We start from the raw sequence: 26,215 nt of genomic DNA on the forward strand, positions 1-26,215 counted from the left end.
ACGACGGGTGTCAGTTCTCGACGACGACCGGTTGGGCGTACTGCGACGAGGCGACGGCGGCCTCAACCATGGCCAGGCTGCGAAGGTTGTCGTGGCACTCGCCGTCCGGCGCCTCGCCGGTGCGCAGGGCGCGGACGAATCCGGCGAGCACCTCGGCCAGGCCGGGGAACTCAGGGGACTGCGGTTCGACCGTCAGCGTTTCGGAAGCCGGCTCGGGCTGCCCCTCCTCGCGCGCCGGGGTCAGCACCGGCGCGGCGACGCCGTCCCAGGTGGCCGAGCCGCCGGCGCCCTCCAGGTACCAGCGGCCGGTCCAGGACGTGAAGTCCGAGCGCGCGGTCCAGCAGCCGGTGAAGGCGAAGTGCAGGCCGTCGTCCATCTGGAACAGGGCCTCGGCCGAGTCGTTGCCGGGGTACCAGGACCACGGGGTGCGGTAGGCGGTGCAGAACACCGACCGCGCGTCGGCGCCGGTGACCGCGCGCGCCGCGTCGAACAGGTGGATCGCCATCTCGCGCAGCAGCGGCTCGTCCCAGAGGTGGACGTAGGGCCCGGCGCGGTGCGGGAGGCGGAAGTCGATCTCCAGGCGGGTGAGCGGGGCCAGGCGGCGGGCCGCGTCCTTCAGGGCGCGGGTGCCCGCCAGCTGGCGCCGGTCCTGGGTGACGGCGAGCAGCCGGCCGGTCCGTTCGGCGACCGCGACCAGGTCGCGGGCCTCGGCCAGGGTCATGGCCATCGGCTTCTCCGACAAGACCGCGCAGCCTAGTTCGAGAGCTGATGTGGTCACGGTGCGGTGCGCGGCCGGCGGGGAGCTGTTGAACACGATGTCCGGAGTGAGTTCGGCCAGGAGCGCGGCCAGGTCGGTGCCGATCACGACGCCCTCCGGCGCGTCGGGTCCGGCCATTTTCACCGCCTCCCGCAGCGCGGCCTCGTCCAGGTCCACCCAGCCGACCAACTCGGTGTCGGGCTGCCGGGCGATCTCGCGGGCCCAGTTGCGGCCCATGAACCCGGCGCCGACGATGACCGCGCGCAGCGGTCCCGGCGTGGTGACCGTGGCGAATCCGCTCATCGGTCCCACCACCCGACCGGCGACTGCTCGTCCACGAACCGCTTGATGATCGGGCCGGTCGGAGCGGCCCAGCGCACGGCGTTGGCGATCACGTCCTGCACCTCCTTCTGGTGGTACACCGGGCACTCCTGGTCCCCGGCGCCGAAGTAGAAGATCCGGCCGGCGCCGCGCGTGTAACACAGGCCGCTGCGGAACACCTCGCCGCCGGTGAACGAGGACACGAACACGAGCTCGTCCGGGTCCGGGACGTCGAAGGGCTCGCCGTACATCTCGTCGTGCGGGATCACCAGCGGCTGCGGGATGCCGGCGGCGACCGGGTGGCCGGGCTTGACGGTCCACACCAGGTGCCGGTCGTCGCCGTGCCGCCAGCGGCGGTCCGCGCTGGTGCCCAGCAGGGAGGTGAACAGCTTGGAGCCGGCGCCGGAGTGCAGGACCACCAGCCCCATGCCGTCCAGGACGCGGCGGCGGATCCGGGCGATGGTGGCGTCGTCCATCTCGGCGTGCAGCAGATGGCTCCACCAGACGAGGACGTCGGTGTCCTCCACGGCCGCCACGGTCAGGCCGTAGCCGGGCTGGTCCTGGGTCGCGGTGGTGATGTCCGCGGCCGGGCCGAGGCGCTCGGCCAGGGCCGCGGCGACGGTGCCGTGGATGCCGAGCGGATAACGTTCGGCGATCTCGGGGCGGGTGAGTTCGTGGTGGTTCTCGTTGAACACGAGGATCCGCATAGCCGTCGCCCTCTCAGCTGGATGCCTGCTTGGCCCATTCGGAGTCCAGATAGGACGCGGCATCCTTGGCCGACTTCTTGCCGAGCATCACGTCCTCGACCGCGCCGTAGACCACGTCGACCATCCCCGGCAGCAGCGCGTCGTCGCCGGCCTCCCAGCTGAAGGCCTTCACGACCGTGCCCTGCGTCTGCGCCTGCTGGTACAGCTGGTAGGACTCCTTGAACACCGGGCCGGTCGTGGCCGGCGGGGTGTAGCCCTTGATGGCCGGGAAGAGCGCATCGCTGAGCACGTTGTTGTCCAGGTTCGTCTTGTCCAGCTGGAAGGCCAGCGCGAACTTCTTGGCCAGGTCCAGGTTCTTGGCGTGCGCGCTGACCTCCAGGCCGCCGCCGGTGTAGGCGGGCATGACGAGCTTGCCGTCGTCGGTGGGCCAGGCGAACACGCCGATGTCGTCCTTGATCGGGCTGGCGTCGGCGGCCGAGGCGAACCAGACGCCCATCGGGTACATGGCGCCGCTGCCGTCCAGGAACGCCTTCTGGCTGTCGGCGTAGTTGCGCGACAGGCCGGAGCGGTCGATGTAGCCCTTGGCGGCCAGGTCGCCGACCCGCTGCAGGGCGTCGACGAAGTCCGGGTCGGAGAACTTCACCTTGTCGGTGTGCCGCTCGACCAGCCAGTTCGGGTCCTGGCGGTACACCTGGGTGGCGACGGTGGCCGACACCGGCAGCACCGCGGCGAAGGCGTCGGAGCCGCCGCCGACCTGGAAGGGCAGCAGGCCCGCGGTCTTGAGCTTGGCCGAGTCGTCGAGCAGCTGCTGGTAGGTGGTCGGCGTGCCGGTGATGCCGGCCTTGGCGAACATCGACTTGCGGTAGTAGACCATCGGGATGGTCTGGGTGTTCGCAGGGAGCTGATAGACCTTGCCGCCGATGGCGCCGCCGTCGGGCACCTCGAAGTTCGTCAGCTCGGTCGGCTGCCAGGCGTACAGGTCGCCGGCCTGGGCGAAGCCGGTCGGGGTGACCGCGATCATCACGTCGGGGAACTGGCCGGAGGCCTTGAGCTGCTTGGCGTAGCTGGTCCGGTCGGCGGTCGGGGACACCAGGCGCTTGACCTTCATGCCCGGGTACTGGTCGGTGACGCGCTTGATGGCCGCGTCCCAGTAGGCCGGGGTGAGGTTGGGCGTCTCGAACGTCAGGAACGTGATGGTGTTGTCGCCGCCGCCACCGCCGGAGCTGGTGGCCGAGTCGCCGCCGGCGGCGGAACAGGCGGAAAGGGCCAGAGCGGCGCCGGCTATGAGCGCGACCAGAGCCTTGGCCGAAGTCGGTACCAGGTGTCGACGTATGAACATCCACTGCCTCCCGGGGCTTGGGGGATGTGCTCCCGTGAGCGCTCACGGGAGCGCTCACGGAGGTAAGAGTGGGACAGGTCACACGGTCTCGTCAAGACCTGTTACTGGTTTGTTTCGGCCGGCTCCAACTCAGGCTCCGACTCAGGCTCCGCCTCAGGCCGAGCCGCGCACCCGCAGCTCGGGACGCACCACGACCGGCTCCGGCGTGCGTCCGGCCAGCAGTTCGGCCGCGGCGGCGACGGCGAGTTCGCCCATGCGCCGGATGTCCACGTACACCGAGGTGATCGGCGGCTCGACCAGTTCGCCGAGCGGGAGGCCGTCGAAGCCTACGACGGCGAAGTCCTCCGGGACGCGCAGGCCCTCGGCCTTCAGGCCGCGCACGGCGCCGACGGCGAGGACGTCGTTGTAGGCGAAGGCGGCGGTGAGATCGGGGCGGCGGGCCCGCAGTGCGCGAACCGCGTCGGCACCGCCTTCGACGGTGCGGGGCGCGGTCTCGATGTCGGCCTCGGAGACGTCCAGGCCGAGTTCGCGCGCGATCGCCAGGAAGCTGGTGCGGCGCTTGTCGCGGGGGTCGGCGGCGCCGTCGATCATCCCGACGCGGCGGTGGCCGGCGCCGGCGAGGTGCTCCACGGCCAGGCGCACGCCGGCCGCGATGTCGATGCCGACGCCCGGGGCGTGCCCGGCGTCCCATCCCGGATCCAGGACGGCGAAGGGCACGCCGAGCTTCACCGCGTGGGCGAAGACCGCGGGCGTGGTGAGGAACCCGGCGCCGACGTCGGCCTGGTCGGCCAGCGTCGACAGCGCCAGCACCTCCCGCTCGGGGTCCTCGCCGGTGTCGTAGAGCACGACCTGCCAGTCCCGCGCCTGCGCGGCCCGCAGCACGCCGGAGGCCAGCTCGGGGAAGAACGGGTTCCCGATGTCGGAGATGATCAGCCCGAGCGTGGTGGTGTCCTGCCGGATCAGGCCGCGGGCGAACCGGCTCGGCCGGTAGTTCAGGCTGCGCGCGGCGTCCAGCACCCGCCGCTTGGTCTCGGCGTCGATCTCCGCCTTGTCGTTGACGGCCCGCGACACGGTCTGCCGCGACACCCCGGCCAGCTTCGCCACGTCCTCGATCGTCGCGCGCTTGACCCGGGACTCAGCGCGTTTGACCCGGGAATCGGGGGACACGTTCAAGAAAGTCGCCTCCTACCGCCAGCGGAACGCCACGAAGGAACGGCGCCCCCGCTGCGGGGACGCCGAACGCACGTGATCGGGGCGCCGCCGCCCCGGGTTTCACGGTACTCGATGAGGCGGGGGGATCGGTGGAGCGACGAAAGCGCGCCTCCTCAGTTGTGGATCACGCAGGCGCTGGACTTGTTGCTCCACAGCGGCTGCATCGCGAACGTCCCGGTGGACAGCGTCACCTTCTGGAAGCCGCTCTCGCACTGGTCGCCGATCTCCTCGCCGTTCGGCGCCACCCAGCCGTTGCCGGCCTGCGGGTCGCTGATCGACTCGGCGTACTCGTGCCCCTCGACGATGCTGAAGGCGTCCAGGTGGCCGCCGAGCGCGCTGTTCGGGCAGCGGCTGCCGGCCGGGGCGTCGAGCTGGTAGGGCATGTTGGTGTAGGAGACCGAGCCGGAGTAGTCGTGGTAGGCGCAGAAGCCGGAGCTCGGCCAGCCGTCGGGGTGGGTGCCGTGCGCGCTGAGCACGACGATCTGCGCGTTGCCGTTGTTGGTGACGCCGAAGTGCGACGCGCCCCGGTTGCCCTCGTTGGCCACCGCGTTGGCGCTGGGGTTGGTCGGCTCGGCCTTGGCGTTGTCCATCCAGATGCCGCCGAACACCGCGCCGTTGAAGGTCGGTCCCTGACCGCTGGAGTTGGTGTACTGCGAGGTGATGGTGGACCAGTTGTCCCCGGTCGCCCCGAGACCCTTGAACATGCTGGTCAGGTAGGCCGGTATGCCGTTGGTGTCACTGTTCCACTGTGACCCCCAGAACACCAGGTACACGACCGGGTGCAGCTGGACCGGCCCGCCGCCGTACTGCATGTTCTCGCCGGCTGCGGCCTTGACGTTCGCGGTGTAGCCGGCCACGTGCTGCGGGCCGGCGGAGGCCTGGCCGGCTCCCGCGGTGGCGCCGACGAGGCCCGCGGCCATGAGGACGGCGGCTGCGGCGATTCGCCCGTTCCTGTTCACGCGCATGCTGAATTGCTCCCAACTCAGTGCTTTGGCAGGGATGTGCGGTCACCGTGAGGGTAATCGCGGGAAAGGGGTTCGCATACCCTTGATACGACCCTTGGCAGACCCGTGCCCCCGCCGCGCGAAGGCCTCGGACCTGGCAAGACTGGCGCCCCTGGCTTGTATGTGGGTGTGGGTGTGGGTGGCTGGTTGCGGTTTGTTCGTGGGCTGACAGGCACAGGCGTTTCTTGACGGCTTCGCGCATGGTTTACGGGATCCGTTGGTGGCGCGGTCGCTGGGACGGTGGTCGGCGCTGCGTTGGCTGCTGATGGTCTGGGCAGGTGGTCGGCTCTAACTGCGACAGTCAAGGTCAAGAGCGACAGTCAAAGGCGACAGTCAAGAGCGCCTCCGGCGGCGCCTGCGCGGCGAGCGGCCTCGCTCCGGGGAGTGGGGGCCGCGCTGGCTGCCGGCGGACGCTGCTTGTGGTCGCCTCTGTCCCGGATTCCCCGCCGCTTCAGCGCCCGGAGGGAACCATCCCGGCCTGGGCGGTATCAAGCCGGATCACTGTTGCTGTGGCCCAGTATCAGCGGCTTGACACCGCCCAGTCCGGGATGGTTGTGCAAGCACCGCCGAAGCGACGGGGAATCCGGGACAAACCCACCTGTGGGAACGGTTCCCGCACCACACGCACACACCGCCTGGCCGCCGCTGTGCCTCACGGAGTGGACCCCGTCCACACCACAGACCGGGGTTGTCCCGGATTCCCCGTCGCTTCGGCGGGCGAAGCCAAGCAGGCCGGGCCGGTGGTGTCAAGTCACTGACACTGGACCACCAGCTCTGCGATCCGACTTGATACCACCGGACCGGTCTGCTTCCGTAAGGCGACGAAGCGGCGGGGAATCCGGGACAGAGGCGACCACAAGCAGCGACCGCCGGCAGCCAGCGCGACCCCCCACTCCCCGGAGCGAGGCCGCTCGCCGCGCAGGCGCCGCCGGAGGCGCCTGTAAGCCCTTGACCTTGACCTTGCTTTTCGCAGTAGACCCGACCACCTGCCCACACCACCGCCGCCCCGCGAGACCAGCGGCACCGTCGGCCCGCGCCACCAGCGGATCCCGTAAACCATGCGCGAAGCCGTCAAGAAACGCCTGCAAGCCACCCACCCCAGCCGCACCCACACGAAGAACTCACCCACACATAGCTCAGGGGCGCCGCAAAACTCGCAACCTCCCGCCCCGGCCGCCATCCACCTCCGTAGACTCGTCCCATGGCTCCCCACGAAACGACGCAAACGGTGACCGAGGCGGACGACGTCCTGCGGCGGGTCTTCGGCTACGACTCGTTCCGCGGGGCGCAACAGGAGATCGTGGAGCACGTCATCGGCGGCGGCGACGCGCTGGTGCTGATGGCCACCGGCGGCGGCAAGTCGCTGTGCTACCAGATCCCGGCGCTGGTCAGGCCGGGGGTCGGGGTGGTCGTCTCACCGCTGATCGCCCTGATGCAGGACCAGGTCGACGCGCTCACCGCGGTGGGCGTCCGGGCCGGGTTCCTGAACTCCACGCAGGATCCCGACCAGCGGCGGTTCGTGGAGCAGATGTTCCTCGCCGGCGAGCTGGACCTGCTCTACCTGGCGCCCGAGCGGTTGCGCTCGGAGTCGACCCTGCAACTGCTGGACCGGGGCAAGATCTCGCTGTTCGCGATCGACGAGGCGCACTGCGTGTCGCAGTGGGGCCACGACTTCCGGCCCGACTATCTGGGCCTGTCGATGCTGCACGAGCGGTGGCCGGACGTGCCGCGCATCGCGCTCACCGCGACCGCGACCCAGGCCACGCACCGGGAGATCGCCGAGCGCCTGAACCTGGGCGGCGCCAAGCACTTCGTCGCCGGGTTCGACCGGCCGAACATCCAGTACCGCATCGTGCCGAAGGCCGAGCCGAACAAGCAGCTGCTGGAGCTGCTGCGGACCGAGCACGTCGGGGACGCGGGCATCGTCTACTGCCTGTCGCGCGCCTCGACCGAGAAGACCGCGCAGTTCCTGGCGAACAACGGCATCGCGGCGCTGCCGTACCACGCCGGCCTGGACGCCCAGACGCGCGCGAGCGCGCAGTCCCGCTTCCTGCGCGAGGACGGCCTGGTCATCGTCGCGACCATCGCCTTCGGCATGGGCATCGACAAGCCGGACGTCCGCTTCGTGGCGCACCTGGACCTGCCGAAGTCGGTCGAGGGCTACTACCAGGAGACCGGCCGCGCGGGCCGCGACGGCCTGCCCTCGACGGCGTGGCTGGCGTACGGGCTGCAGGACGTCGTCCAGCAGCGCAAGATGATCGCCTCCTCGGACGGCGACGACGCCTACCGCCGCCAGCTCACCGCGCACCTGGACGCCATGCTCGCGCTGTGCGAGACCATCGAGTGCCGCCGGGTCCAGCTGCTGAACTACTTCGGGCAGTCCGGCGAGCCCTGCGGCAACTGCGACACCTGCCTGAGCCCGCCGCAGTCCTGGGACGGCACCGTCCCCGCGCAGAAGCTGCTTTCCACGGTCTACCGCCTCAAGAGCGAGCGGCGGCAGCGCTTCGGCGCCGGCCAGTCCATCGACATCCTGCTGGGCAGGCAGACGCCGAAGGTCACGCAGTTCGGCCACGACCAGCTGAGCGTCTTCGGCATCGGCACCGACCTGTCCGAGCCCGAGTGGCGCGGCGTGGTGCGGCAGCTGCTGGCACAGGGGCTGCTGATGGTCGAGGGCGACTACAGCACGCTGGCGCTGACCCAGGACAGCGGCGAGGTACTGCGCGGCGATCGCAAGGTCCTGATGCGCCGGGAGCCGGAGCGGCCGGCGCGCGCGGCGAAGCAGAGCCGGTCGGCTTCGGCGGCGGCGGTCGAGGACCTGTCCGAGGACGCCAAGCCGATCTTCGAGAAGCTGCGCGCGTGGCGCGGCGCGACGGCCAAGGAGCAGGGCGTCCCGGCTTACGTCGTGTTCCACGACGCGACGCTGAAGCAGATCGCCGCGCAGGCCCCGACCTCGCTGGCGCAGCTCGGCACGATCAGCGGCGTCGGGGAGAACAAGCTCGCCAAGTACGGGCAGCCGATTTTGGACGCGCTCGCCGAGGCGCTGGACCGGCCGGGACGTTCGGAAAGCTCCGAACGCCCCGCCGAACGCGCCGCCGAACAACCCGTCGAACTCTTCGCTCCTGAAGAGCCTCCTGCCGAGCTCGACTTCGAGGAGCCGCCGGAGGAGGACTACCCCGACGAGTACTACGCCGAGTGAGCGCTGGGTGCTGGGCACCGCTGACCCGTGTGTGGGTGGGTTCCTGCGTGCGGGTGCGGTTTGTTGGTGGACCCACAGTCACAGGCGTTTTTTGACGGCTTCGCGCATGGTTTACGGGCTTCGTTGGTGGCGCGGGTCGGCGGTTGCGGTCGTGGCGCCGGGCGGCGGTGGTCTGGGCAGGTGGTCGGGTCTAGTGCGACAGTCAAGAGCGACAAGTCAAGGGCGCCTCCGGCGGCGCCTGCGTGGGGTGCGGGGATCCTTCCCCGCCGTCAAAAAACGCAGTTGACTGTCAACCCACGAACAAACCGCACCCGCACGCCCTACAGATACACCCCGTCGATCTCGAACGACTGCACGGTGTCCGTCGTGAACCACGACCAGAACACCTTGCCGTGCAGGAACGTGTCGGCGTGGTACGTGTACGCGTCCCCGCCGGCGGTCTGTGTCGCCCAGCGGCCGACCAGGCCGTTCCCGCCGGAGCCGGTGACGGTGGAGAACTTCGAGAGGTCGAAGTTGATCCACTGTGCGGTCCCGTAGTTGGTGCAGACGATCACCAGCTTGTGGTTCACCGGGTCGTAGGCGGCCACCGAGTTGTGGTCGCCGCTGTCGATGATCCGCATGCCGGGGCGGATGTGCCGGGTGAATTGGGCCAGGACGTAGTACTTGGGGTTGACCGCGCCGGTGGTGCCGGCGGCTTCGTCGCACTGGATGGCGCCCCAGCCGCCGCCGTCGAGGACCTGCCAGTAGACCCAGGCGGTCGGGTGCAGCCAGGTGAGGTCCAGGTTCAGGTTGCTCGCCAGCGACATGCCCGAGGCGTCGCCCTCGCCGTACTCGGAGTTCCAGAGCACCTTGCCGGCCGACTTCGCGGCGTCGTAGAGCAGGTCGCGGCGGCCGCCGCCGTACTGGTAGCCGTGGGTGTTGATCTTGCCGACGTTGCCCTGCGCGGTGCCGCCGAGCCCCTGCCAGGTCGAGGTGGCCTCGTCGTAGGTGTTCTCGTCGGAGGAGGCGACCAGGGCGCCGTTCAGCCCGCGGCTGTTCAGCTCGGCGCGCAGGTAGTTGATGACGGCGGCCTGGGTCGAGACGTCGAAGTGGCAGCCCTCCTGCGAACTGCTGTCGGCCTTCCACCAGCCGGAGATCGGCTCGTTGAAGGCCTCGACGGAGGTGAACTGGAAGCCCCAGTTGTCATGCGCGTACTTGGCGATCGTCGCGAGGTAGACGGCGTGCTGCTGGTAGTTCCACGACTGCAGGTTGTCCGAGGTCCCGTCCGCCGAACCCGAGGGGTTGTGGTTGTAGCACATCCACCACATCGGCGAGTTGGAGAACAGCTCGAAGTGGTTGACGCCCCGATCGCGAGCCTTCCAAAGCATGTTCCGCTGCGGCGCGTCGACGTACCAGTTCCAGCTCGACGAGGACGGATCCTGGGAGTACCAGTCGAGCCAGTACCCCTCCATCTGCCGGGTCGCCAGCACGGCCGCACCCTTGACCATCGTCGCGCCGCCGATGGAGTTCGAACCGCAAGCGCCGGCGTTGTAGCGCACGATGTTCAGGCCGAGGCCCGGCAGCGTGCCGCCGTTATAGGGAGCGGAGTTGAGGGTGAAGAAGATGTCGGCGATGTCGTCGCGGTTCCCGAAGGCCTTGGCCCACCAGGCCAGCGACGTCCCCCAGCCCTCCCAAGTGCCCCACGAGGTACCCGGGTTGACCGTGGTCGTGTAGTCGGCGTTGGCGTCCGACACCCCGAGGGTGGTGAACGCGGCCGCGGTGGCGGCGGTCGTTGCGGAGGCGGCTAGGAAGGTGCGACGGCGCATGCTGTTATCGGCCACGGGTGTCAGGCTACAGATTTGATGAAGTTCCGAAAGGTCTGCGAGACGGCGGCTTCACATGCCTGAGGGGTGGCGCGACCGAACAGCTCCCCGAGCACCGTGTAGTGCCGCTCCAGGATCGTCCGCCGTTCCGCTTGGTCACTCGCGTACCGCTTCGACTCCGGCAGGCTATGGAACCGCACCCACCGCTCACGATGCTCGGTGACGAACTCGTGGGCGAGCGGCGTCCGCTCCCCCATCCGCTCCTGCCAGATCTCCGACAGGTACCTGAGAATCTCCGTCCCCGCAGCCGCCCCGCCAGGCTCACCGGCCACCCCGCAACCACCCTTCCTCAAGTCCTTTCGCATCTCCGCCGCCCCTCCCGGCATCGTGTCCGAGCCGGAGACCTGACCTGCGGCGCAGCGGCCGAACCGGTTACCGCACAGACAGCCCGTTCGGCTACGGTAGCCGTGCCGGGCCGTGAACCGCGCCGGACCGGGCCAACGGAGGGGATCACACTTTGACGTCGAGCATCCCGAGCATGGCGGTCGCCGCCGTGGCCGCCGCGTCCATCGTGCGCGGGCTGGCCAAGGGATACGGCACGCGGGGCGGGCGGGCCGGCGGGAAGGCGGGGCGGGCCGCGCAGCCCGATGCCGTGAAGCCGGTGCCGATCGACCGGTCGCACGGCGATCCGGAGCTGGCCGCGCTGCGGCAGGCCGCGCGGGTGGCCGACTGGCCCGGGATGGAGGCGATCCTGCGGCCGGTGCGCGAGCGCGGCGACTTCGAGCGGCTGACCTTCCTGATCGGCAATGTCGAGGATCTCGGCGGCGACTTCCTGCTCAAGCTGCCCGAGCAGCTGCCCGGCGACCCGCTGGCGCTGAGCGTGGCCGGTGCCCGGCACTCGGCGTGGGCGTGGGAGGCGCGCACCGGCTATCGCGCGTCGCAGGTGTCCGAGGAGCAGTTCCGGGTGTTCCACGAGCGGCTGCGGGTCGCCGAGGAGTACCTGTACACCGCCGCCGAGCTCGATCCGGCCAGTGCCGCGCCCTGGCACACGCTCTGCGTCACCAGCCGCGGGCTGGAGCACGGCGCCGACATCACCCGGCGGCGGTTCGAGGCCGGGATCCGGCGCGCGCCCGGCCACGTCGGCCTGCACCGGCAGATGCTCCAACAGCTGTGCGCGAAGTGGGGCGGGTCGCACGAGGAGATGCACGCCTTCGCCGCCAAGGCCTTCGCCGACGCGCCGCCCGGCAGCGGCCTCGGCGAGATCGTCGCGCAGGCCCACCTGGAGCACTGGCTGGACCTGGAACAGGGCCCCGACGACCTCTACATCCGGCACGCGGAGGTGCTCGGGGAGCTGCGGCGGGCCGCCAAGGCCTCGGTGTTCCACCCGGCCTTCGCCCCCACGTCCTCCCCGTACACCGCGCTGAACGCCTTCGCGATGGCCTTCTGGCTGGCCGACGACAAGGAGGCCGCGGGCCGGCTGTTCGAGCGGATCGGGGACCACGCCACCAAAGCCCCATGGCGCTACCGCGGCGACCCCGAGCGGGTGTTCGCGGTGGCACGGCAGGACTGCGTCAAGAAGCGAAAGAAGTAGGGGAGCCACACGTGAGCACCGAACCCGGCCACACATTCCAGGTCGACCTGCGGGGACTGGTCGACCTGCTCTCGCACCACCTCTACTCCTCCCCGAAGGTGTATCTGCGGGAACTGATGCAGAACGCCGTGGACGCCATCACGGCGCGCCGCCTGCTGGACGCCTCGGCCCCGGCGCGGATCCGGATCCGGACCGGCGTGGACGGCGGGATCCAGGTCGAGGACTCCGGCGTCGGGCTGACCGAGGCCGACGTCCACACCTTCCTGGCCACCATCGGCCGGTCCTCCAAGCGCGCCGAGGACGGCGGCCTGGACCTGACCGCGGCCCGCCAGGACTTCATCGGCCAGTTCGGCATCGGCCTGCTGGCCTGCTTCGTGGTGGCCGACGAGATCACCGTGGTCTCGCGCAGCGCCCGCGAGGCGAACGCGCCGGCCGTGGAGTGGCGCGGCCGCAGCGACGGCACGTACCGGATCAGGACCCTGCCGGCCGGGACGGTCGCCGAGCCCGGCACCACGGTCACCCTGGTGCCGCGCGGCGACGGCAGCGAGTGGCTGGAGCCCAACCGCGTGCTGCGGCTGGCCCGGCACTTCGGCTCGCTGCTGCGCTACGACGTGGAGATCGTCGACCGGTTCGGCGACGTCAGCAAGGTCAACGACACCCCGCCGGTGTGGGACCGGCAGTACGGCTCGCCGCTGGCCCGGCGCGAGGCGCTGGCCGGGTACGCGAAGTCGACGTTCGACTTCACCCCGCTGGACACCATCGACCTGGACCTGCCGCTGGTCGGGCTCAAGGGCGTGGCGTTCGTGCTGCCCACGCCGGTGCACCCGACGAAGCGCTCCGGGCACCGCGTCCACCTCAAGGGCATGCTGCTGTCGGACTCGGCGCAGGAGCTGGTGCCGGACTGGGCCTTCTTCGTGTCCTGCGTCGTGGACACCACCGGGCTGCGGCCCACGGCCTCGCGCGAGGCGCTGTACGAGGACGAGACGCTGGCCGCGGTGCGCGACGCGATCGGCGAGCGGATCCGCGAGTGGCTGGTGGGGCTGGCGGCCTCGGACCTGACGCTGCTGCGGCGCTTCATCGACGTGCACCACCTGGCGGTCAAAGCGCTGGCCCGCTACGACGACCGGCTGCTGGCGCTGCTGCTGCCCTGGCTGCCGTTCGAGACCACCGACGGCAACGTCAGCCTGGACGAGTTCGCCCGCGCGCACCCGGTGGTGCTGGTGACGCAGAGCGTCGAGGAGTTCCGGCAGGTCGCGCCGATCGCGGCCTCGGCCGGGCTCGGCGTCGTCAACGGCGGGTACGTGTACGACAGGGAGCTGGTCCACCGGCTTCCGGAGGTCCGGCCCGGGGTCACGGTCGCGGACCTGGACCCCGAGACGGTCAGCGCGCACCTGGACACCGTGGACCCGGCGGCCGAACTCGCGGCGGCGGCGTTCCTGGCGCGGGCCCGGGCGGTCTGCGACAAGTTCGACACCGACGTGGCGCTTCGCTCGTTCCAGCCGGTCGGCGTGCCGGCGATGCTGGTCGACAACCGCGAGGCCCGGCACGAGCGGCGGCGCGCGGAGCTCTCGGCGGACGCCGACGAGTTGTGGGCCGGGATCCTGGGATCGCTGGGGTCCTCGGCGCCGCGCGCGCAGCTGATCGTCAACCATCTCAATCCCCTGATCCGGAAGATCGCGGACATCGCGGACCCGGCGCTGTCGGAGACCGCGATCGAGGCCCTGTACGGCCAGGCGTTGCTGTTGTCGCGGCGTCCGCTGCGGCCGGCCGACCACGCGCTGCTGAACCGGTCGTTCATCGGGCTGCTGGAGTTCGCGGCGGCCGCGGGCGGGGGGAACGTGGGCGGCACCGCGGCGGACACCGCTTCCGACGCACGGGGTGACGTGTGAGCGGGTTCTCCACCAAGGAGGAGTTCTTCGGCGCGCTGCGCGAGAACCGCGAGCGCGGCGACGGCCGGGCCAAGGCGGCGATCGCCGAGGAGATCGCCGACGAGGCCGAGGTCTTCGGCGACGACGAGGTCACCGCCACCGCGCTGGTGGAGCTGATGAGCGCCTACCACGGCAGCGGCGAGCGGGTGAAGTACCCGGTGGTGTTCGCGCGGCTGCTGCGGCTGTGGGACCGCAACCCGAAGGCGTTCGACGACTGGGAGGCGCACCGCGTCTTCTGGTACTTCAAGTGGGTCGGCTCGGGCCTGCTCACCACGCCGGACGTGCCGCTGCCGGCGATCCGCGGCTGGATCGCCGAGATGCGCAAGCGCTACGAGGCCGCCGACCACGGCCTGCAGCCGGTGTACGGCCAGCTGCACTCGCTCGCGCAGCACATCGGCGAGGGCGAGGAACTGGCCTACGAGCTGTGGGCCACGCGCGGCCGGACGCGGATGAGCGACTGCGAGGCCTGCGAAGCCCGCGCGCGGGCCGAGTACCACTTCGGGCGCGGCGAGGACGAGCTCGGGATGGCCGAGCTCGAGCCGACGCTGGACGGCCGCAGTAAGTGCGACGAGGAGCCGCACGTGAGCCAGTCGGTGGCGCTGCTGCCGCTGGTCCGGCTGGGCCGGACGGACGAGGCGCGCGGGGCGCACCTGGCCTCGTACCGGACGGTGCGGGGGCGCGAGGCGTACCTGGCCTCGGTCGGACGGCACCTGGAGTTCTGCGCACTGACCGGGAACGAGGCGCGCGGGCTGGAGCTGCTGGCGCAGAACCGGGCGCTGTTCGGCTTCACGGCGGCGCCGCTGGGCCGGCTGGAGTTCCTGACCCGGGTCGAGCTGCTGCTGCGCCGTCTGGCGGCGGTCGGGCACGCGGACACGCCCTGCGGCGGGCCGCTGGGGCGGGAGTGGACGGTCGCCGAGCTGCGGGAGTCGGTCGCGGCGGACGCGGACGCGCTGGCGGCGCGGTTCGACGCGCGGAACGGGAACGCGACGGTTTCGGGGCGGCGGGCTGAGCGGCTGGCGGCGGTGCCTTTGGTCGGGGAGTTGAATCTCGGGGTGCGGGCAGCTGCCTTGACCGCTCTGTCGGCACTGTCCGAACTGTCGGATTCGGAGAGTGCTGATTCTGCGCTCGCTGCGCCTTCGGTCGGCCTTGCGGTCGCCGCTTCTCAAGGTCCTGTCACTATCGTGCCGGACGACTTCGAGGCTTTGGTGACCGAGGCGTTGGTGCTGGACAAGCAGTTCCATCCGGATTCGCGGCGTCTGTGGGACGCGCTGCTGGAGCGCGCGGAGGGTGCGGACGCCGACAAGGTGGACGACATGCTGCGCGGGGAGATCGCGACGGAGCGCGCGAGCCGTGCGCACCAGGCGCGGGACTGGGACGCGGTGAAGACGCACTTCCTGGAGGCGGCCGCGTCCTATGAGCGCGCGGGGCGTCCGGACCGGGCGATCGCGTCGCAGGCCCGGGTGGAGTGGAGCAAGGCCACACGCGGGGATCAGGAGGCTGACGCGGGCGCGGTCACCGAGGAAGCGTGGCCGGAGCTGAACGCACTGCTGCAGAAGATCGACACCCTGCTGGCCGGCGGCGGCCTCGGACCGCATCTGGCCGACGCGCAGGTCCAGAAGCTGGTGGTGCACCAGAGCCGGGTGTTCGCGGCCCGCAACGCGGCCATCCGAGCGGCTGACGCGCAGGACCGCGAGCGATGGCTGGGCGTCTTCCGCGCCGAGACGGACCGCATGGTCCGCGAGGGCACCGGCTTCGACGCACCCCAGCGCCTGGCCCTGGTACTGGAGGCGGTCGCCGAGTACGACGCCACCCACGACGACCCCAAGGCGGCCGAACCGCTGGCCCGCCACGCCCTGCAGATCTTCACGGACCTGAAGTGGCCCTGGCGCCTGCACCGCTCCCGCATGATCCTCGGCCTCAGCCTGGCCGGCCAAGACCGCCACGCGGATGCGATGCGGATCTTGCAGACGGGCATCGCCGAAGCACACCCGGCAGTCGAGCCGGAGGAGCTGACACCCCTGTACCGCCTGCTCGCCGAGACAGCGTTGCAGGGCGGCGAGCACGCCACCGCAGTCCGCGCCTTCGCCGAAGCAGCGGTCCGCCTCGACCGCGAGGGCGACGCCTTCGGCGCCGTGGAGACGCGGTGGCGGATGAGCAGCGCGCTGGCGGCACAGGGGCAGACCGCGGACGCGGTGGCGGTGCTGGAGACGCTGGTCGAAGTGCCGCTGCGGGGCGATGGCGGATACGAAGGCGGCGGCGAGCTGGTTCCTGATGGGCACGGATCTGCCGGCGCAGGCGCGGAGATGCCCGGCGAGCCGGTTGGTGCGGATCGGGAAGCTGCTGGCGCAGGCGAGACAGGATTCGGCGACGGTGCGGCGAGCGAGGCCGAACCGGACCTGGCTGCCGCTGGCCACGCAGCTGCTGACCCGAGCGAAACAGCCCCCACTCCCCCGCCCGCCAAACCGACCAAGCATCCGACCCGCGCCGACATGCTCATGGTCCAAGTGCGCGCCGACCTGGCGCGGGGGCTGCTCGCGCTGGAGGAGCCGCGGGCAGCTGCCGTCGAGTTCCTGCATGTCGCCGATGCTGTGGACGGGTGGCCTGACGCGAGTCGGTTGACGGCTGCCGCTGCCGAGGCTGCGGGGGCGCTTGCTCTGGCGCGGAATTGGGAGGGGGCTCGGGCTGCTTGGGCTCGGGCTGTCGCCTCGAATGCCGTGGCGCCGCGGGTTCCGGATATGACCGAGGCTCTGCGGGACATGGCTGGGGAGACCATCAACGCCTTCGGGGCCGAGGGTGCTGATGAGGCGCTCGGGTATCTGGATGAGGCTGATCGGATGCGGGTGGGGTTCGCGGAGGCTTCGCGGCATCAGTTCCTCAGTGTCGAGGTCGATGAGGCGCAGACCTGCTACACGCGCGGGTGGGTGCTCAATGCCGCGGGGCGGCCGGAGGAGGCCATCGAGCAGTTGGAGCGGGCCGCGCTGCTTTACGACCGGCCCGGGTTCGCGGGGATCGCGCCGCGGTTCGATGCGATTCGGCAGGCTGCCGTGATCGAGTATCGGGCGCTGGATCGGGAGGACGCCGCGAAGGCCCGGCTCGACAAGGCCATCGCCGATGCCGAGGTCGCGGGGCACTCCGACGGTGTCGCCACGTTGCGCAAGCTCCGTGACGCCATCCGCTGAGCAGCTGGGAAACAGACAAGAGGGCAGACAAGAGGGCTGCCACCGGCCATGTCGGCCGGGGCAGCCTTCGGTTTGTCCACAACCTCACCCCTCGCGCAGCCCCGCCGCCAAGGCCGCCCGCGCCGGCAGCCAGGTCGCGATCCCGGCCAGCACCGCCCCGCCGCCGACCACGACCGCCAGCGTCCCCAGCGGCATCGCCGCGCCCGACGTGCCGCGCGTCATCCCGCTTGCGTACGTCGTCAGCACCGCGGCCGCCACCGCCAGCCCCAGCGCCGTGGCCACCGCCACCGCGGCCGCCGTCTCCCAGCCCAGCATCCGCCGCACCTGACGCCGCGTGGCGCCGGTCAGGCGCAGCGCCGCGAACTCGCGTCCCCGGTCGCTGATGCTCATCGCCAGCGTGTTGACCACCGCGATCGCCGTGAAGGCCACGATCAGGCCGAGGGTCACGTAGCCGATCTTCGCGCCGGCGTCGTTGTTCGAGGCCTGGGCCTGCACCCGGTCCTGGATCCCCAGACCAGGGTCCGCCTTCAGGGCCCCGGCCAGCGCGGTGCGCGGGACGCCCGGCGCCTTCACCAGCAGCTCGTCGTCCAGGGGCACGTCCACGTGCGGTGCCAGCAGGTCGTGCGCCACCACCAGGTCGCCGAAGCCGAGCTGCCGGGAGTAGAGCGCGACGATCGTCACGTGCGCGGGCGTCCCGTCCGGCAGCGTCATCGAGACCTGCGATCCCACGTGGTAGCCCTGTCCGTACGCCGCCGCCGCGGTGTCGGGCCCGGTCAGCTGTGCGACGCTCCCGTCCGTGACGCCCAGGTCCAGCGTGTCGGCCAGTCCGGCCGGGGTCACGCCGAGCACGTTGCGGTTGTTCAGCCCGGTCCGCACCGTCGCGTGCAGCACCTGCGTCACCGTCCGCACCCCCGGGACCGCCTTCACCTCCGCCGCCGCGTTCGCCGGCACCTTGCTCCCCACCACGTAGTCGGCGATGTTCCCCGCCGCGCGCTGCGCCGTGGCCGCGTCCGCGACGCTGGTCTGCGAGAACAGGATCGTGCAGGCCATGGCCGTCATCAGCGTCAGCGGCGTGATCACCGACGCCAGCCGGGGTGCGGCGGCGCGCAGGTTGTTCGCCGCCAGGTAGCCGCCGACCCGCGACAGCCGCAGCGGCACCCCCAGCACGGCCGCCGCCAGACGCGCCACCCACGGCCCGAGCAGGGCCAGCGCGATGCACCACAGCAGCACGGCGATGAAGCAGACCGGTGTCGACGCGGCGTCGGTATGCAGGCCGGTCAGCACCGCCGTCAGCACCGTGGCGCCGGCGATCGCCAGCACGCCGAACAGGGCCCTGACGAACGACACCCGCGGCGGCTTCAGCTCCGCCTCGCCGAGCGCCTCGACCGGACGGATCCGGGTGGCCCGCCGCCCCGAGATCCGCGCGGCCGCCCAGCCGGCGAACACTGTGGCCGGCACCGCGGCCAAGACCGGGAACACCGACAGCACCACCGGGACGTTCGCCGGGATGATGTCCAGCGCCACGAACTCGCCGTGCAGCCACGCGCCGAGCGGCAGCCCCGCGACCGCCCCGGCCACCGCCGCGGTCAGGCCCACGGCCAGCGCCTCGCCGCCGATCATCTTGCGCACCTGCTTGCCGGTCGCGGCCACGGCGCGCAGCACCGCGATCTCCCGCTGCCGCTGCTGGATCGACAAGGCGAAGGTGCCGACGACGACCAGGATCGCGACGATCAGCGACGTGCCGCCGAGCACCGCGCCCATGCTGATCAGGCGCACCGAGGCGTTGGCGGAGTCGGGGAACTCGGCCGGGCCGCGGGAGTCGCCGGTGTGGACGACCGGCGCGGGGACCGTTCCGGCGGCGGCGGAGGCAATGAGGGCCTTGACATCCTTCTCGGTAGAAGCCGGATCCCCGGCCGGGAACACGCCGATCGCGTCGACCTGCCCGGGGTGTCCGGCCAGCTGGCGGGCCTCGGCCGGAGCGAAGTAGATCGCGGCCTGGCTCGGGAAGCCCTGCGCCGTGATCCCCACGACGCGGACCGGCATCGTCCCGATCGCGGTGCGCATCGGCGCCGTGGACCCGACGTGCAGCTTCGTCGCGGCCGCCGTGGAGGCGTCCAGCACGACCTCGTCCGGTGCAGCCGGCGCGCGGCCGGAGGCCAGCGTCAGGCCGGACAGGGACGCGGATTCCCAGCCGTGGCCGAAGGAATCGCTGGTCGGGCCGCCCGGGAGGTAAGCCGCGAACTCCACCTCGGTGGCCACCGACTTCACCGAAGGCAGGGCCCTGATCTGGTCGGCGAGCGCCGCCGACACCCACACGTGGTCGCTGACCGGCTTGGCCTTCTCCTTGATCTTGCCCTTGCCCTTGTTCTCGATCCCGTGCACGTTCTGGTCGCCGGTGACGACCAGCGGCGCGGCGGCGAAGCGTTCGGGCTTGACGGTCCCGAGGATTCCGGTGGCCAGCAGCGTCCCGCAGCCGGCGACCAGCGCGGCGGCGCAGAACAGGGCGACCAGGGCGCCGATGAAGCCGCCCTTGCGGTGGCGCAGCGTGGCGACGGCGAGCCAGAGCATCATCGGGCCCACGCTCCCAGGCGGATCATGCGGTCGGCGACGCCGGCGGCGGTCGGGGCGGCCAGCGAGTCGGCGATGCGGCCGTCGGCCAGGAACAGGACGGTGTCGGCGTAGGAGGCGGCGACCGGGTCGTGGGTGACCATGACGATGGTCTGGCCCATGGTGTCCACGGTCTCGCGCAGCAGGACCAGCACCTCGCGGGCGGTCATGGTGTCCAGGGCGCCGGTGGGCTCGTCGGCGAAGACGACCTCGGGGTCGGCGATCAGGGCCCGGGCGATGGCGACGCGCTGCTGCTGGCCGCCGGAGAGCTGGCCGGGCCGGTGGCCGGTGCGCTCGGTGAGGCCCACGCGCCGGAGCACCTCGGCCAGCCGCGCGCCGTCGGTCCGCCGGCCGGCCAGCCGCAGCGGCAGGGTGATGTTCTGGCTCACGGTCAGCGAGGACACCAGGTTGAACGCCTGGAAGACGAAGCCGGCGCGCTCCCGGCGCAGCTCGGTCAGCTTGGTGTCGCTGAGCCCTGACAGGTCCGTCCCGCCGAGTATGACGGTGCCCGCGCTGGGCCGGTCCAGGCCGGCGGCGCAGTGCAGGAACGTGCTCTTGCCGGACCCGGACGGGCCCATGATCGCGGTGAACCCGCCCTTGGGCAGGCCGACCGACACCTCGCGCAGCGCCGCGACCGCACTGCGGCCCTTGCCGTATACCTTGCTGACGGCCTGAAGCGTGATCGCTTCCGTCGCCGTCCCGGTGATCGCCTTGTTCATGCTTATAAGCGTGCCGAGCTGCGGCTTCCTTCCCCAGAGACGCCGTCATCGATCACCCGTGACCTCGTCACGGGTATCGTCGTGACGTGATCCGACTGCTGTTGGCCGAGGACCAGCTCGTGGTGCGCGGCGCCCTGGCCGCCCTGCTCGATCTGGAGCCGGACCTGGAGGTCGTGGCCCAGACCGCGACCGGCGACGAGGTGGTGCCGCAGGCGCTGGTGTTCGCCCCGGACGTGGCCCTGCTGGACATCGACATGCCCGGCGGCATCGACGGCCTCGAAGCGGCGGCGCTGCTGAAGCAGAAGGTGCCGGCCTGCCGCACCCTGATGCTCACCTCCAACGGCCGCCCCGGCATGCTGCGCCGGGCGCTCGAGGCGAAGGTGGACGGCTTCCTGCTGAAGACCGCACCGCCGGAGGAGCTGACCGCCGCGATCCGCACGGTCGCCGCCGGCGGCCGTGTCCTGGACCCGGCGCTGGCGGTCACGGCGTGGGACCTCGCGGAGAACCCGCTGACACCGCGCGAGCAGGACGTCCTGCGCGAGCTGGCCGGCGGTGCCGAGCCGCCCGAGATCGCCGCCGCGCTGCACCTGTCGACCGGGACGGTGCGCAACGTGCTGACGGCGATCGTCGGGAAGCTGAACGCCCGGAACCGGACGGACGCGGTGCGGATCGCGCGCGAGGCGGGGTGGGTCTAGCTCAAGCCTTGTCGCCGTCGCGGTTGTGCTCGTCGCGATTGTGCTCGTCACGCCACGCCAGCCAGTCCCGCAGCTCCCCGAAGTCGAAGCTCGGCCCCGGATCCCGCACCACGAACAGAGTCACGCCGAGCTCCACCTCGCGCTCACACTCGGCCGGATCCCCGCCGACCAGAACGGATCGCTGGATCTGCGCCGGGTCCCGGCCGATCGCGGCGCAGTGCTCTTCCAGCACCTTCATCTTGTGCTCCAGTACGTCGCCGCCGGCGAAGCTGTGCCAGATGTCGGCGTGACGCGCCACGACCCGCAGCATCTTCTTCTCGCCGCCGCCACCGATCAGCACCGGGATCTTGCGGGTGGGCGGCGGGTCGAGGCGGCTGAAGCGGTGCTCGATGCGCGGCAGGGAGCGCGCCAGGTCGTCGATGCGGCTGCCCGGCGTGCCGAACTCGTAGCCGTACTCGACGTACTCCCGTTCCTTGAAGCCGGCGCCGATGCCGAGGATGAGGCGGCCGCCGCTGATGTGGTCGACGGTTCGGGCCATGTCGGCGAGCAGGTCCGGGTTGCGGTAGCTGTTGCAGGTGACCAGGGGGCCGATCTCGACCCGCGAGGTGGCCTCGGCCCAGGCGCCGAGCATGGTCCAGCACTCGAAGTGCTTGCCCTGGCTCACCTTGCCGAGGGGGAAGAAGTGGTCCCAGTTGAACAGGACGTCCACGCCCAGTTCCTCGGCCTGCGCGGCGGCGCGGCGGATGGCCGGGTAGTCGACGTGCTGCGGTGCCAGCTGGATGCCGACACGGATCTTCGACGAAGCCTGAGCGATCATGCGTACGAGCCTACTGACGCTGATCGCGGCTGGATTGCGGCAGCTCCGCGCACAGCAGATACCAGCCGTCGTCCGGTCCGGCGGTCAGCGTGCCGCCGTGCTCGGCCAGGCGCAGCGTCAGGCCGCCGACGCCCGAGCCCGGCGACCCGACGTCGGCGCCGACCCCGTCGTTCTCGACCTCCAGCCGTACGGCCGCCTCGGTCGCCGTGACCGCGATCCTCGCGTGCCGCGCCGTGCTGTGCCGCAGCACGTTGGTCACCGCCTCGCGCAGCACCACGCCGAGCACCGCGCCCGCGTCCGGCGGCACCGAGAGCTCCTCGCCCTCGACCTCCACCGCCACGTCGGCCGCGGCCAGGACCGCCGCCGCGGACGCCAGTTCGTCGCCGAACGACAGCTCGCGCGGTCCGCCTGTCAGGGCCCGTAGTTCGCGCTCGCCCTGCGCCGCCAGCCGCTCCACGTCGCGGATCTCGGCCAGGCAGCGCTCGGGGTCGGAGGCGCGCAGCCGCCGGGCCAGCTCCGCCTTCAGCAGGATCGCGGCCAGTCCGTGGCCCAACAGGTCGTGCAGGTCCCGCGCCGCCCGCAGCCGCTCCCCCACCACCGCAGCGCGCGCCAGGCCCTCGTTGGCCTGCTGCAGTTCGCGCACCAGGCGGGCCAGCCGCAGCATGCCGTACACGATCAGGCACGTCACCAGCGCGTTAAGCACCGCCGACAGCGCGCTCGTGCCGTCGGCGGCGGCGAGCAGTCCGCCGACGCCCAGCGCGGCCGCGACCACCGGCACCGCCAGCGGCAGGGGCAGGGGCAGCGCGACCAGCAGCGAGCCGGTCAGCAGGCCCAGGGAGGCGATCCAGTTCTGGCCGAAGGCGTGCATCGGGGCGAAGGTCAGCGCCGCGAACAGGACGAGCGCCGCCTCGCTGTGCCGCTTCTCGTCCCGGACCGAGTACACGACCTGGAGCGTGCACAACACCGCCAGCACCACCAGGGCCGGGGCGATCAGCGCGGCCGGGACGTAAAGCAGGGTCCGTACGCAGAAGGCGGCCAGCAGCAGGTAGTAGAGCACCCCCGCGCGCCGCAGCTCCGGGGCGTCCACCGGCTCGGCCGCCGACGGCGTGGCCGGGACCGACGCCTCGACCGCGAAGCGGCCGTCCGCCTCCAGTCCCGCCGCCAGCCGCCCGCCGCTGGCGCGGACGCGCTCGGCGAGGCCGTCCAGCACGTCCGTCCCGAGCGCCGCGGTCCGCACGCCGTCGCTGACGACGCGCAGCGTGACCTGTCCGGCGGCCTCGCCGGTGACGATCAGGCAGCGCCGCGCGTCGCCGACGCGTACCACCGCCGTCACGGCTTCGCGCAGCACCGTGGCCAGGACGGTCCCGGCCGGGCCCAGCGGCTCGGTGTGCCCGCTGACCACCTCCGCCTCGATGCCCGCGGACCGGAGCAGCGCCCGGGCGCTGGCCGACTCCGGCGTGAGCGACAGGCTGCGCAGATCGGCGGCGGTGGCCCGGGTCGCGGCCAGAGTGGCGCGGGCGTCGGTGAGCAGGCCGTCCAGGACGTCCGGGTCCTGTTTCGCCGCCAGCTCCCGGATGCGGCCCAGGCCCGAGGACAGGTCGGTGTCCAGCCCTTCGGCGATGCGCAGACGTTCGGTGGTCACCGCGGCGGCGGCGAGGGTCAGGCGGGTCTCGTGCACCCGCGCGGCAAAAGCAGCAAGCGTGGTCACGGCATACAGCACCATCCCGCCGAGCAGGACCGTGACGCACATGTCGACGGTGTCGCGCACGCTGTCCGTGCGCACCACCTGCACCCACGCGGTCGCCCCGAGGACCGGGAGGACCAGAGGCCACAACCCTTGCAGGAACACCGCTCCGACCGGGACCGCCAGCAGCCCGACCGACGCGCCGGCCGGCACGACCGCCGCGAAGCCGCACACCAGCTGCGCCGCCATGCGCGGCCACGTCGCCGGCCGGAACTCCAGCGCCAGGATCGCCAGACACGCCGCGACGATCGTCAGCCCCGCCGCCGGATCACCGGGGATCCGGCTCGCGGCCTTGAAGACATGCACCGACACCAGCGCCGCGGCCACGGCGAACACCAGTCCGCGCGCCAACCGCGGCGGGCTGTCGCTCCCCGTGATCCCCACCGCTTCATGGTAGAACTGGCGGCCATGCGTGAGGCGATCACCGTCACCGCGGTCGGCGGATTCCCGGTGGGCGGACACGAGAGCGACGGCCGCTTCGAGGGCCAGGCGCACGTGCAGTACGTCCGGCTGGCCCGGCCGCGCGGTGCCTTCCCGCTGCTGATGCTGCACGGCGGCGGGCTCACCGGCGCCTGCTTCGGCGACACGCCGGACGGCCGCCCGGGCTGGCAGTGGGACTTCCTGGCCGCCGGGCTCGACGTGCTGGTCGCGGACGGCGTCGGCTACGGACGCGCCTCCTACCGGCCCCGTCCGACCGAGGCGCTGCTCCGCGATCGTCAGACGCTGTGGGACCTGTTCCGGGTCGGCTATCCCGACAGCAGGTTCCCGACCGCGGCGTTCGACGCGTTCCTGAAGCAGGTGGTGCCGGTCAACCGCGACCTGCCGGCACTGCGCCAGGCCGGCTACGACGCTGTCCTGGATCACGTCGGTCCCTGCCTCCTGCTGACCCACAGCGCTGCCGGGCCGTACGGCTTCCGGTCCGCACTGACGCTGCCAGACAGCGTCCGGGCACACATCGCCGTCGAACCGTCCGGCGCCCCGGATCCGGACACCACCGATCTGGCGCCCCTGCGCGCCATCCCGCACGTGTTCCTCTGGGGCGATCATCTCGACGACGACCAGATGTGGCGCGACGAATACGCCTCGGCCCGCCGCTTCCACGACGCGCTGTGCGAGATCGGCGCGGACTCGGAATGGATCGACCTGCCCGCGCGCGGCATCACCGGGAACTCCCACTTGCTGATGATGGACGACAACTCCGCCGAGCTTTCGCGCCTGCTTTGCGACTGGTTGCGCGGTAAGGGTCTCATCGCACCCCCGGCAGCAGACAGCGAACTGACCACCTGACGAAACACCCCTGGGACCGGTGCCCTTTCGCAGTAAGGTCTAGACCTGCTCTGGGAGGGACTTTGTCCGCGACAGTCGAGGCGGATGCCGGCACCGAAGGCATCCGCCGGGACACTGTGTTCGGCCGCATCGGCGGCGCCCTGCGAGAACGCGACTTCCGCTGGTGGTTCGCCGGCCAGATCACCTCGGCCTCCGGGGTGATGGCTCAGGCCGTGGCGCTGTCGTGGTGGATGCTCCAGCAGACCGGCGACGCGGTGTGGCTCAGTGTCCTGACGGTCTGCACCTGGGGCCCGACGCTGATCGCCGGCGCGTGGGCCGGGGCGGTGGTGGACCGCTCCGATCGCCGGAGGCTGCTCATCGTGACGCAAACAGTGCTGATGGGCGTCGCCGCGGTGCTGACCGTCCTGTCCGCCACCGGCACCCTCGCGGTCTGGAACGTCCTGCTCGCCTCGGCGGTGTCCGGCGCGACGATGGCGGTCGACTCCCCGGCCCGGCAGGTGTACGTGGTGGACCTGGTCGGGGCCGAGGGCGTCGCCAGCGCGGTCGGTCTGTGGGAGGTGGCGCTGAACGCCTCGCGGGTGGTGGGCCCGGGCTTGGGCGGAGCACTGCTGGCCGGCCCGGGCGCCACGGCCTGTTTCGGAGTGAATGCGGGGTCTTATCTGGCCCCGCTGCTCGTCCTGATCCGGATGCGATCGCGCAGCGGCACGATCCCGTTGAGACAACGCGGGCGGACCCGAGGCGCAGCCCGTGAGGGCATCCGCTACGCGTTCCACTCACCGATCATGCGCGCACTGCTGCCGATGTCTGCCGCCTCCGGCCTCATATTCGGCATGGGCGTCGCCCTTCCCCCGCTGGTCCAGCGCGCCCTGCACCAGGGCGGCGGCGGATACGGGGCGATGATGGCGGCCTTCGGCGTCGGCGGCCTGCCCGGCGCGCTGCTGGCCGCCTCGCATCCCGAACCCACCGGCCGCCGCGTCCGCCTGCTGGCGTTGGCGACCGCGGCGGCGGTGCTCGGCATCGCACTGTCCCCGACCATGCCGGTGGCCCTGGTGGCGATGGTGGCGCTCGGGCTGACGTCGATCTGGTTCATCGCCTCGGCGAACACGTTGGCCCAGCTGCGCTGCGCGCCGGAGATGCGCGGCCGCGTGATGAGCCTGTGGGGCGTGGCGATGACCGGTGTCTCGCCGATCAGCGGGTTCGGGGTCGCCGCGGTGGTGCAGTACGTCGGGCCGCGGGAGGGGTTCTCGATATCGGGGATCGCGCTGGGGATCGCCGCCCTGGCTGGGTGGCGGGCGTTGCGGGACTAGGAC

General features: G+C 71.6%; 18 protein-coding genes. 7 read left to right on the forward strand and 11 right to left on the reverse strand.

All coding sequences use genetic code 11. The annotated features are described in order from the left end of the window. Positions 1–10 precede the first annotated feature (10 nt). The 5 genes from ABIA35_RS13660 to ABIA35_RS13680 form a co-directional block, all read right to left on the reverse strand. The gene (locus ABIA35_RS13660; protein WP_370358103.1) at positions 11–1,060 is read right to left on the reverse strand and encodes a Gfo/Idh/MocA family protein; all 1,050 of its coding nucleotides are present in this window, start codon (positions 1,058–1,060) and stop codon (positions 11–13) included. Beyond that, entirely contained in the window at positions 1,057–1,785 is a 729-nt protein-coding gene (locus ABIA35_RS13665; protein WP_370336824.1) for a ThuA domain-containing protein, read from the reverse strand. The genes ABIA35_RS13660 and ABIA35_RS13665 overlap by 4 nt, the downstream gene beginning before the upstream one ends. 13 nt (positions 1,786–1,798) lie before the next feature. Continuing rightward, positions 1,799–3,124: an ABC transporter substrate-binding protein gene (locus tag ABIA35_RS13670; protein WP_370358104.1), complete on the reverse strand. Its 1,326-nt coding sequence runs from the start codon at positions 3,122–3,124 to the stop codon at positions 1,799–1,801. 153 nt (positions 3,125–3,277) lie between these two features. Further along, positions 3,278–4,291 carry a LacI family DNA-binding transcriptional regulator gene (locus ABIA35_RS13675; RefSeq protein WP_370337584.1) on the reverse strand — a complete coding sequence of 338 codons (1,014 nt, stop codon included), beginning with the start codon at positions 4,289–4,291 and terminating at the stop codon, positions 3,278–3,280. A gap of 158 nt (positions 4,292–4,449) precedes the next feature. After that, positions 4,450–5,301 carry a hypothetical protein gene (locus ABIA35_RS13680; RefSeq protein ID WP_370358105.1) on the reverse strand — a complete coding sequence of 284 codons (852 nt, stop codon included), beginning with the start codon at positions 5,299–5,301 and terminating at the stop codon, positions 4,450–4,452. A gap of 1,240 nt (positions 5,302–6,541) precedes the next feature. Between ABIA35_RS13680 and recQ the strand changes: the two genes are divergently transcribed. Beyond that, complete coding sequence (gene recQ / locus ABIA35_RS13685) at positions 6,542–8,536, forward strand: DNA helicase RecQ (RefSeq protein WP_370358106.1); 1,995 nt, start codon at positions 6,542–6,544, stop codon at positions 8,534–8,536. Between the two features lie 320 nt (positions 8,537–8,856). On the opposite strand, the gene ABIA35_RS13690 is transcribed toward recQ, so the two are convergent. Continuing rightward, the gene (locus ABIA35_RS13690; RefSeq protein WP_370358107.1) at positions 8,857–10,356 is read right to left on the reverse strand and encodes a glycoside hydrolase; all 1,500 of its coding nucleotides are present in this window, start codon (positions 10,354–10,356) and stop codon (positions 8,857–8,859) included. A gap of 5 nt (positions 10,357–10,361) precedes the next feature. After that, positions 10,362–10,703 carry a hypothetical protein gene (locus ABIA35_RS13695; protein ID WP_370358108.1) on the reverse strand — a complete coding sequence of 114 codons (342 nt, stop codon included), beginning with the start codon at positions 10,701–10,703 and terminating at the stop codon, positions 10,362–10,364. Between the two features lie 173 nt (positions 10,704–10,876). On the opposite strand from ABIA35_RS13695, the gene ABIA35_RS13700 reads away from it, so the two are divergent. Genes ABIA35_RS13700 through ABIA35_RS13710 form a run of 3 tightly spaced genes read left to right on the forward strand, consistent with a single transcriptional unit; the run spans position 10,877 to position 17,036 of the window. Next, positions 10,877–11,929: a hypothetical protein gene (locus ABIA35_RS13700; protein ID WP_370358109.1), complete on the forward strand. Its 1,053-nt coding sequence runs from the start codon at positions 10,877–10,879 to the stop codon at positions 11,927–11,929. Positions 11,930–11,940: 11 nt separating this feature from the next. Further along, on the forward strand, positions 11,941–13,818 hold the full coding sequence (locus ABIA35_RS13705; protein ID WP_370358110.1) for an HSP90 family protein: 1,878 nt from the start codon (positions 11,941–11,943) through the stop codon (positions 13,816–13,818). Beyond that, positions 13,815–17,036, forward strand: a complete 3,222-nt coding sequence (locus ABIA35_RS13710) for a hypothetical protein (RefSeq protein WP_370358111.1) — start codon at positions 13,815–13,817, stop codon at positions 17,034–17,036. The genes ABIA35_RS13705 and ABIA35_RS13710 overlap by 4 nt, the downstream gene beginning before the upstream one ends. Before the next feature lie 84 nt (positions 17,037–17,120). Here the strand turns inward: ABIA35_RS13710 and ABIA35_RS13715 are convergent, their stop codons facing one another. Continuing rightward, positions 17,121–19,607 (reverse strand): FtsX-like permease family protein, encoded by a 2,487-nt coding sequence (locus ABIA35_RS13715; protein WP_370358112.1) that lies wholly within the window; start codon positions 19,605–19,607, stop codon positions 17,121–17,123. Next, the gene (locus ABIA35_RS13720; RefSeq protein ID WP_370358113.1) at positions 19,604–20,362 is read right to left on the reverse strand and encodes an ABC transporter ATP-binding protein; all 759 of its coding nucleotides are present in this window, start codon (positions 20,360–20,362) and stop codon (positions 19,604–19,606) included. Before ABIA35_RS13720 ends, ABIA35_RS13715 begins: the two co-directional genes overlap by 4 nt. A gap of 86 nt (positions 20,363–20,448) precedes the next feature. Here ABIA35_RS13720 and ABIA35_RS13725 point away from each other — a divergent pair, with 86 nt between their 5' ends. Beyond that, complete coding sequence (locus ABIA35_RS13725) at positions 20,449–21,057, forward strand: DNA-binding response regulator (RefSeq protein WP_370336802.1); 609 nt, start codon at positions 20,449–20,451, stop codon at positions 21,055–21,057. A 1-nt stretch (position 21,058) separates the two neighbouring features. Here the strand turns inward: ABIA35_RS13725 and ABIA35_RS13730 are convergent, their stop codons facing one another. Beyond that, positions 21,059–21,874 carry an LLM class F420-dependent oxidoreductase gene (locus ABIA35_RS13730; RefSeq protein ID WP_370358114.1) on the reverse strand — a complete coding sequence of 272 codons (816 nt, stop codon included), beginning with the start codon at positions 21,872–21,874 and terminating at the stop codon, positions 21,059–21,061. Between the two features lie 10 nt (positions 21,875–21,884). Beyond that, on the reverse strand, positions 21,885–24,002 hold the full coding sequence (locus tag ABIA35_RS13735) for a histidine kinase (RefSeq protein WP_370358115.1): 2,118 nt from the start codon (positions 24,000–24,002) through the stop codon (positions 21,885–21,887). Positions 24,003–24,026: 24 nt separating this feature from the next. Here ABIA35_RS13735 and ABIA35_RS13740 point away from each other — a divergent pair, with 24 nt between their 5' ends. Continuing rightward, positions 24,027–24,905 (forward strand): esterase, encoded by an 879-nt coding sequence (locus ABIA35_RS13740; protein WP_370358116.1) that lies wholly within the window; start codon positions 24,027–24,029, stop codon positions 24,903–24,905. 62 nt (positions 24,906–24,967) lie between these two features. After that, positions 24,968–26,212 carry an MFS transporter gene (locus ABIA35_RS13745; RefSeq protein ID WP_370358117.1) on the forward strand — a complete coding sequence of 415 codons (1,245 nt, stop codon included), beginning with the start codon at positions 24,968–24,970 and terminating at the stop codon, positions 26,210–26,212. Positions 26,213–26,215: the final 3 nt, after the last annotated feature.

The sequence above is a fragment of the Catenulispora sp. MAP12-49 genome, from assembly GCF_041262705.1.
Taxonomy (GTDB): Bacteria; Actinomycetota; Actinomycetes; order Streptomycetales; family Catenulisporaceae; genus Catenulispora.

Excerpts from the sequence above, each read along its gene's own strand:
- ABIA35_RS13670 (WP_370358104.1), bottom strand. The coding sequence starts at position 3,124 with ATGTTCATACGTCGACACCTGGTACCGACTTCGGCCAAGGCTCTGGTC.
- ABIA35_RS13665 (WP_370336824.1), bottom strand. The coding sequence starts at position 1,785 with ATGCGGATCCTCGTGTTCAACGAGAACCACCACGAACTCACCCGCCCC.
- ABIA35_RS13720 (WP_370358113.1), bottom strand. The coding sequence starts at position 20,362 with ATGAACAAGGCGATCACCGGGACGGCGACGGAAGCGATCACGCTTCAG.
- ABIA35_RS13680 (WP_370358105.1), bottom strand. The coding sequence starts at position 5,301 with ATGCGCGTGAACAGGAACGGGCGAATCGCCGCAGCCGCCGTCCTCATG.
- ABIA35_RS13715 (WP_370358112.1), bottom strand. The coding sequence starts at position 19,607 with ATGATGCTCTGGCTCGCCGTCGCCACGCTGCGCCACCGCAAGGGCGGC.
- ABIA35_RS13700 (WP_370358109.1), top strand. The coding sequence starts at position 10,877 with ATGGCGGTCGCCGCCGTGGCCGCCGCGTCCATCGTGCGCGGGCTGGCC.
- ABIA35_RS13740 (WP_370358116.1), top strand. The coding sequence starts at position 24,027 with ATGCGTGAGGCGATCACCGTCACCGCGGTCGGCGGATTCCCGGTGGGC.
- ABIA35_RS13730 (WP_370358114.1), bottom strand. The coding sequence starts at position 21,874 with ATGATCGCTCAGGCTTCGTCGAAGATCCGTGTCGGCATCCAGCTGGCA.
- ABIA35_RS13660 (WP_370358103.1), bottom strand. The coding sequence starts at position 1,060 with ATGAGCGGATTCGCCACGGTCACCACGCCGGGACCGCTGCGCGCGGTC.
- ABIA35_RS13695 (WP_370358108.1), bottom strand. The coding sequence starts at position 10,703 with ATGCGAAAGGACTTGAGGAAGGGTGGTTGCGGGGTGGCCGGTGAGCCT.
- recQ (WP_370358106.1), top strand. The coding sequence starts at position 6,542 with ATGGCTCCCCACGAAACGACGCAAACGGTGACCGAGGCGGACGACGTC.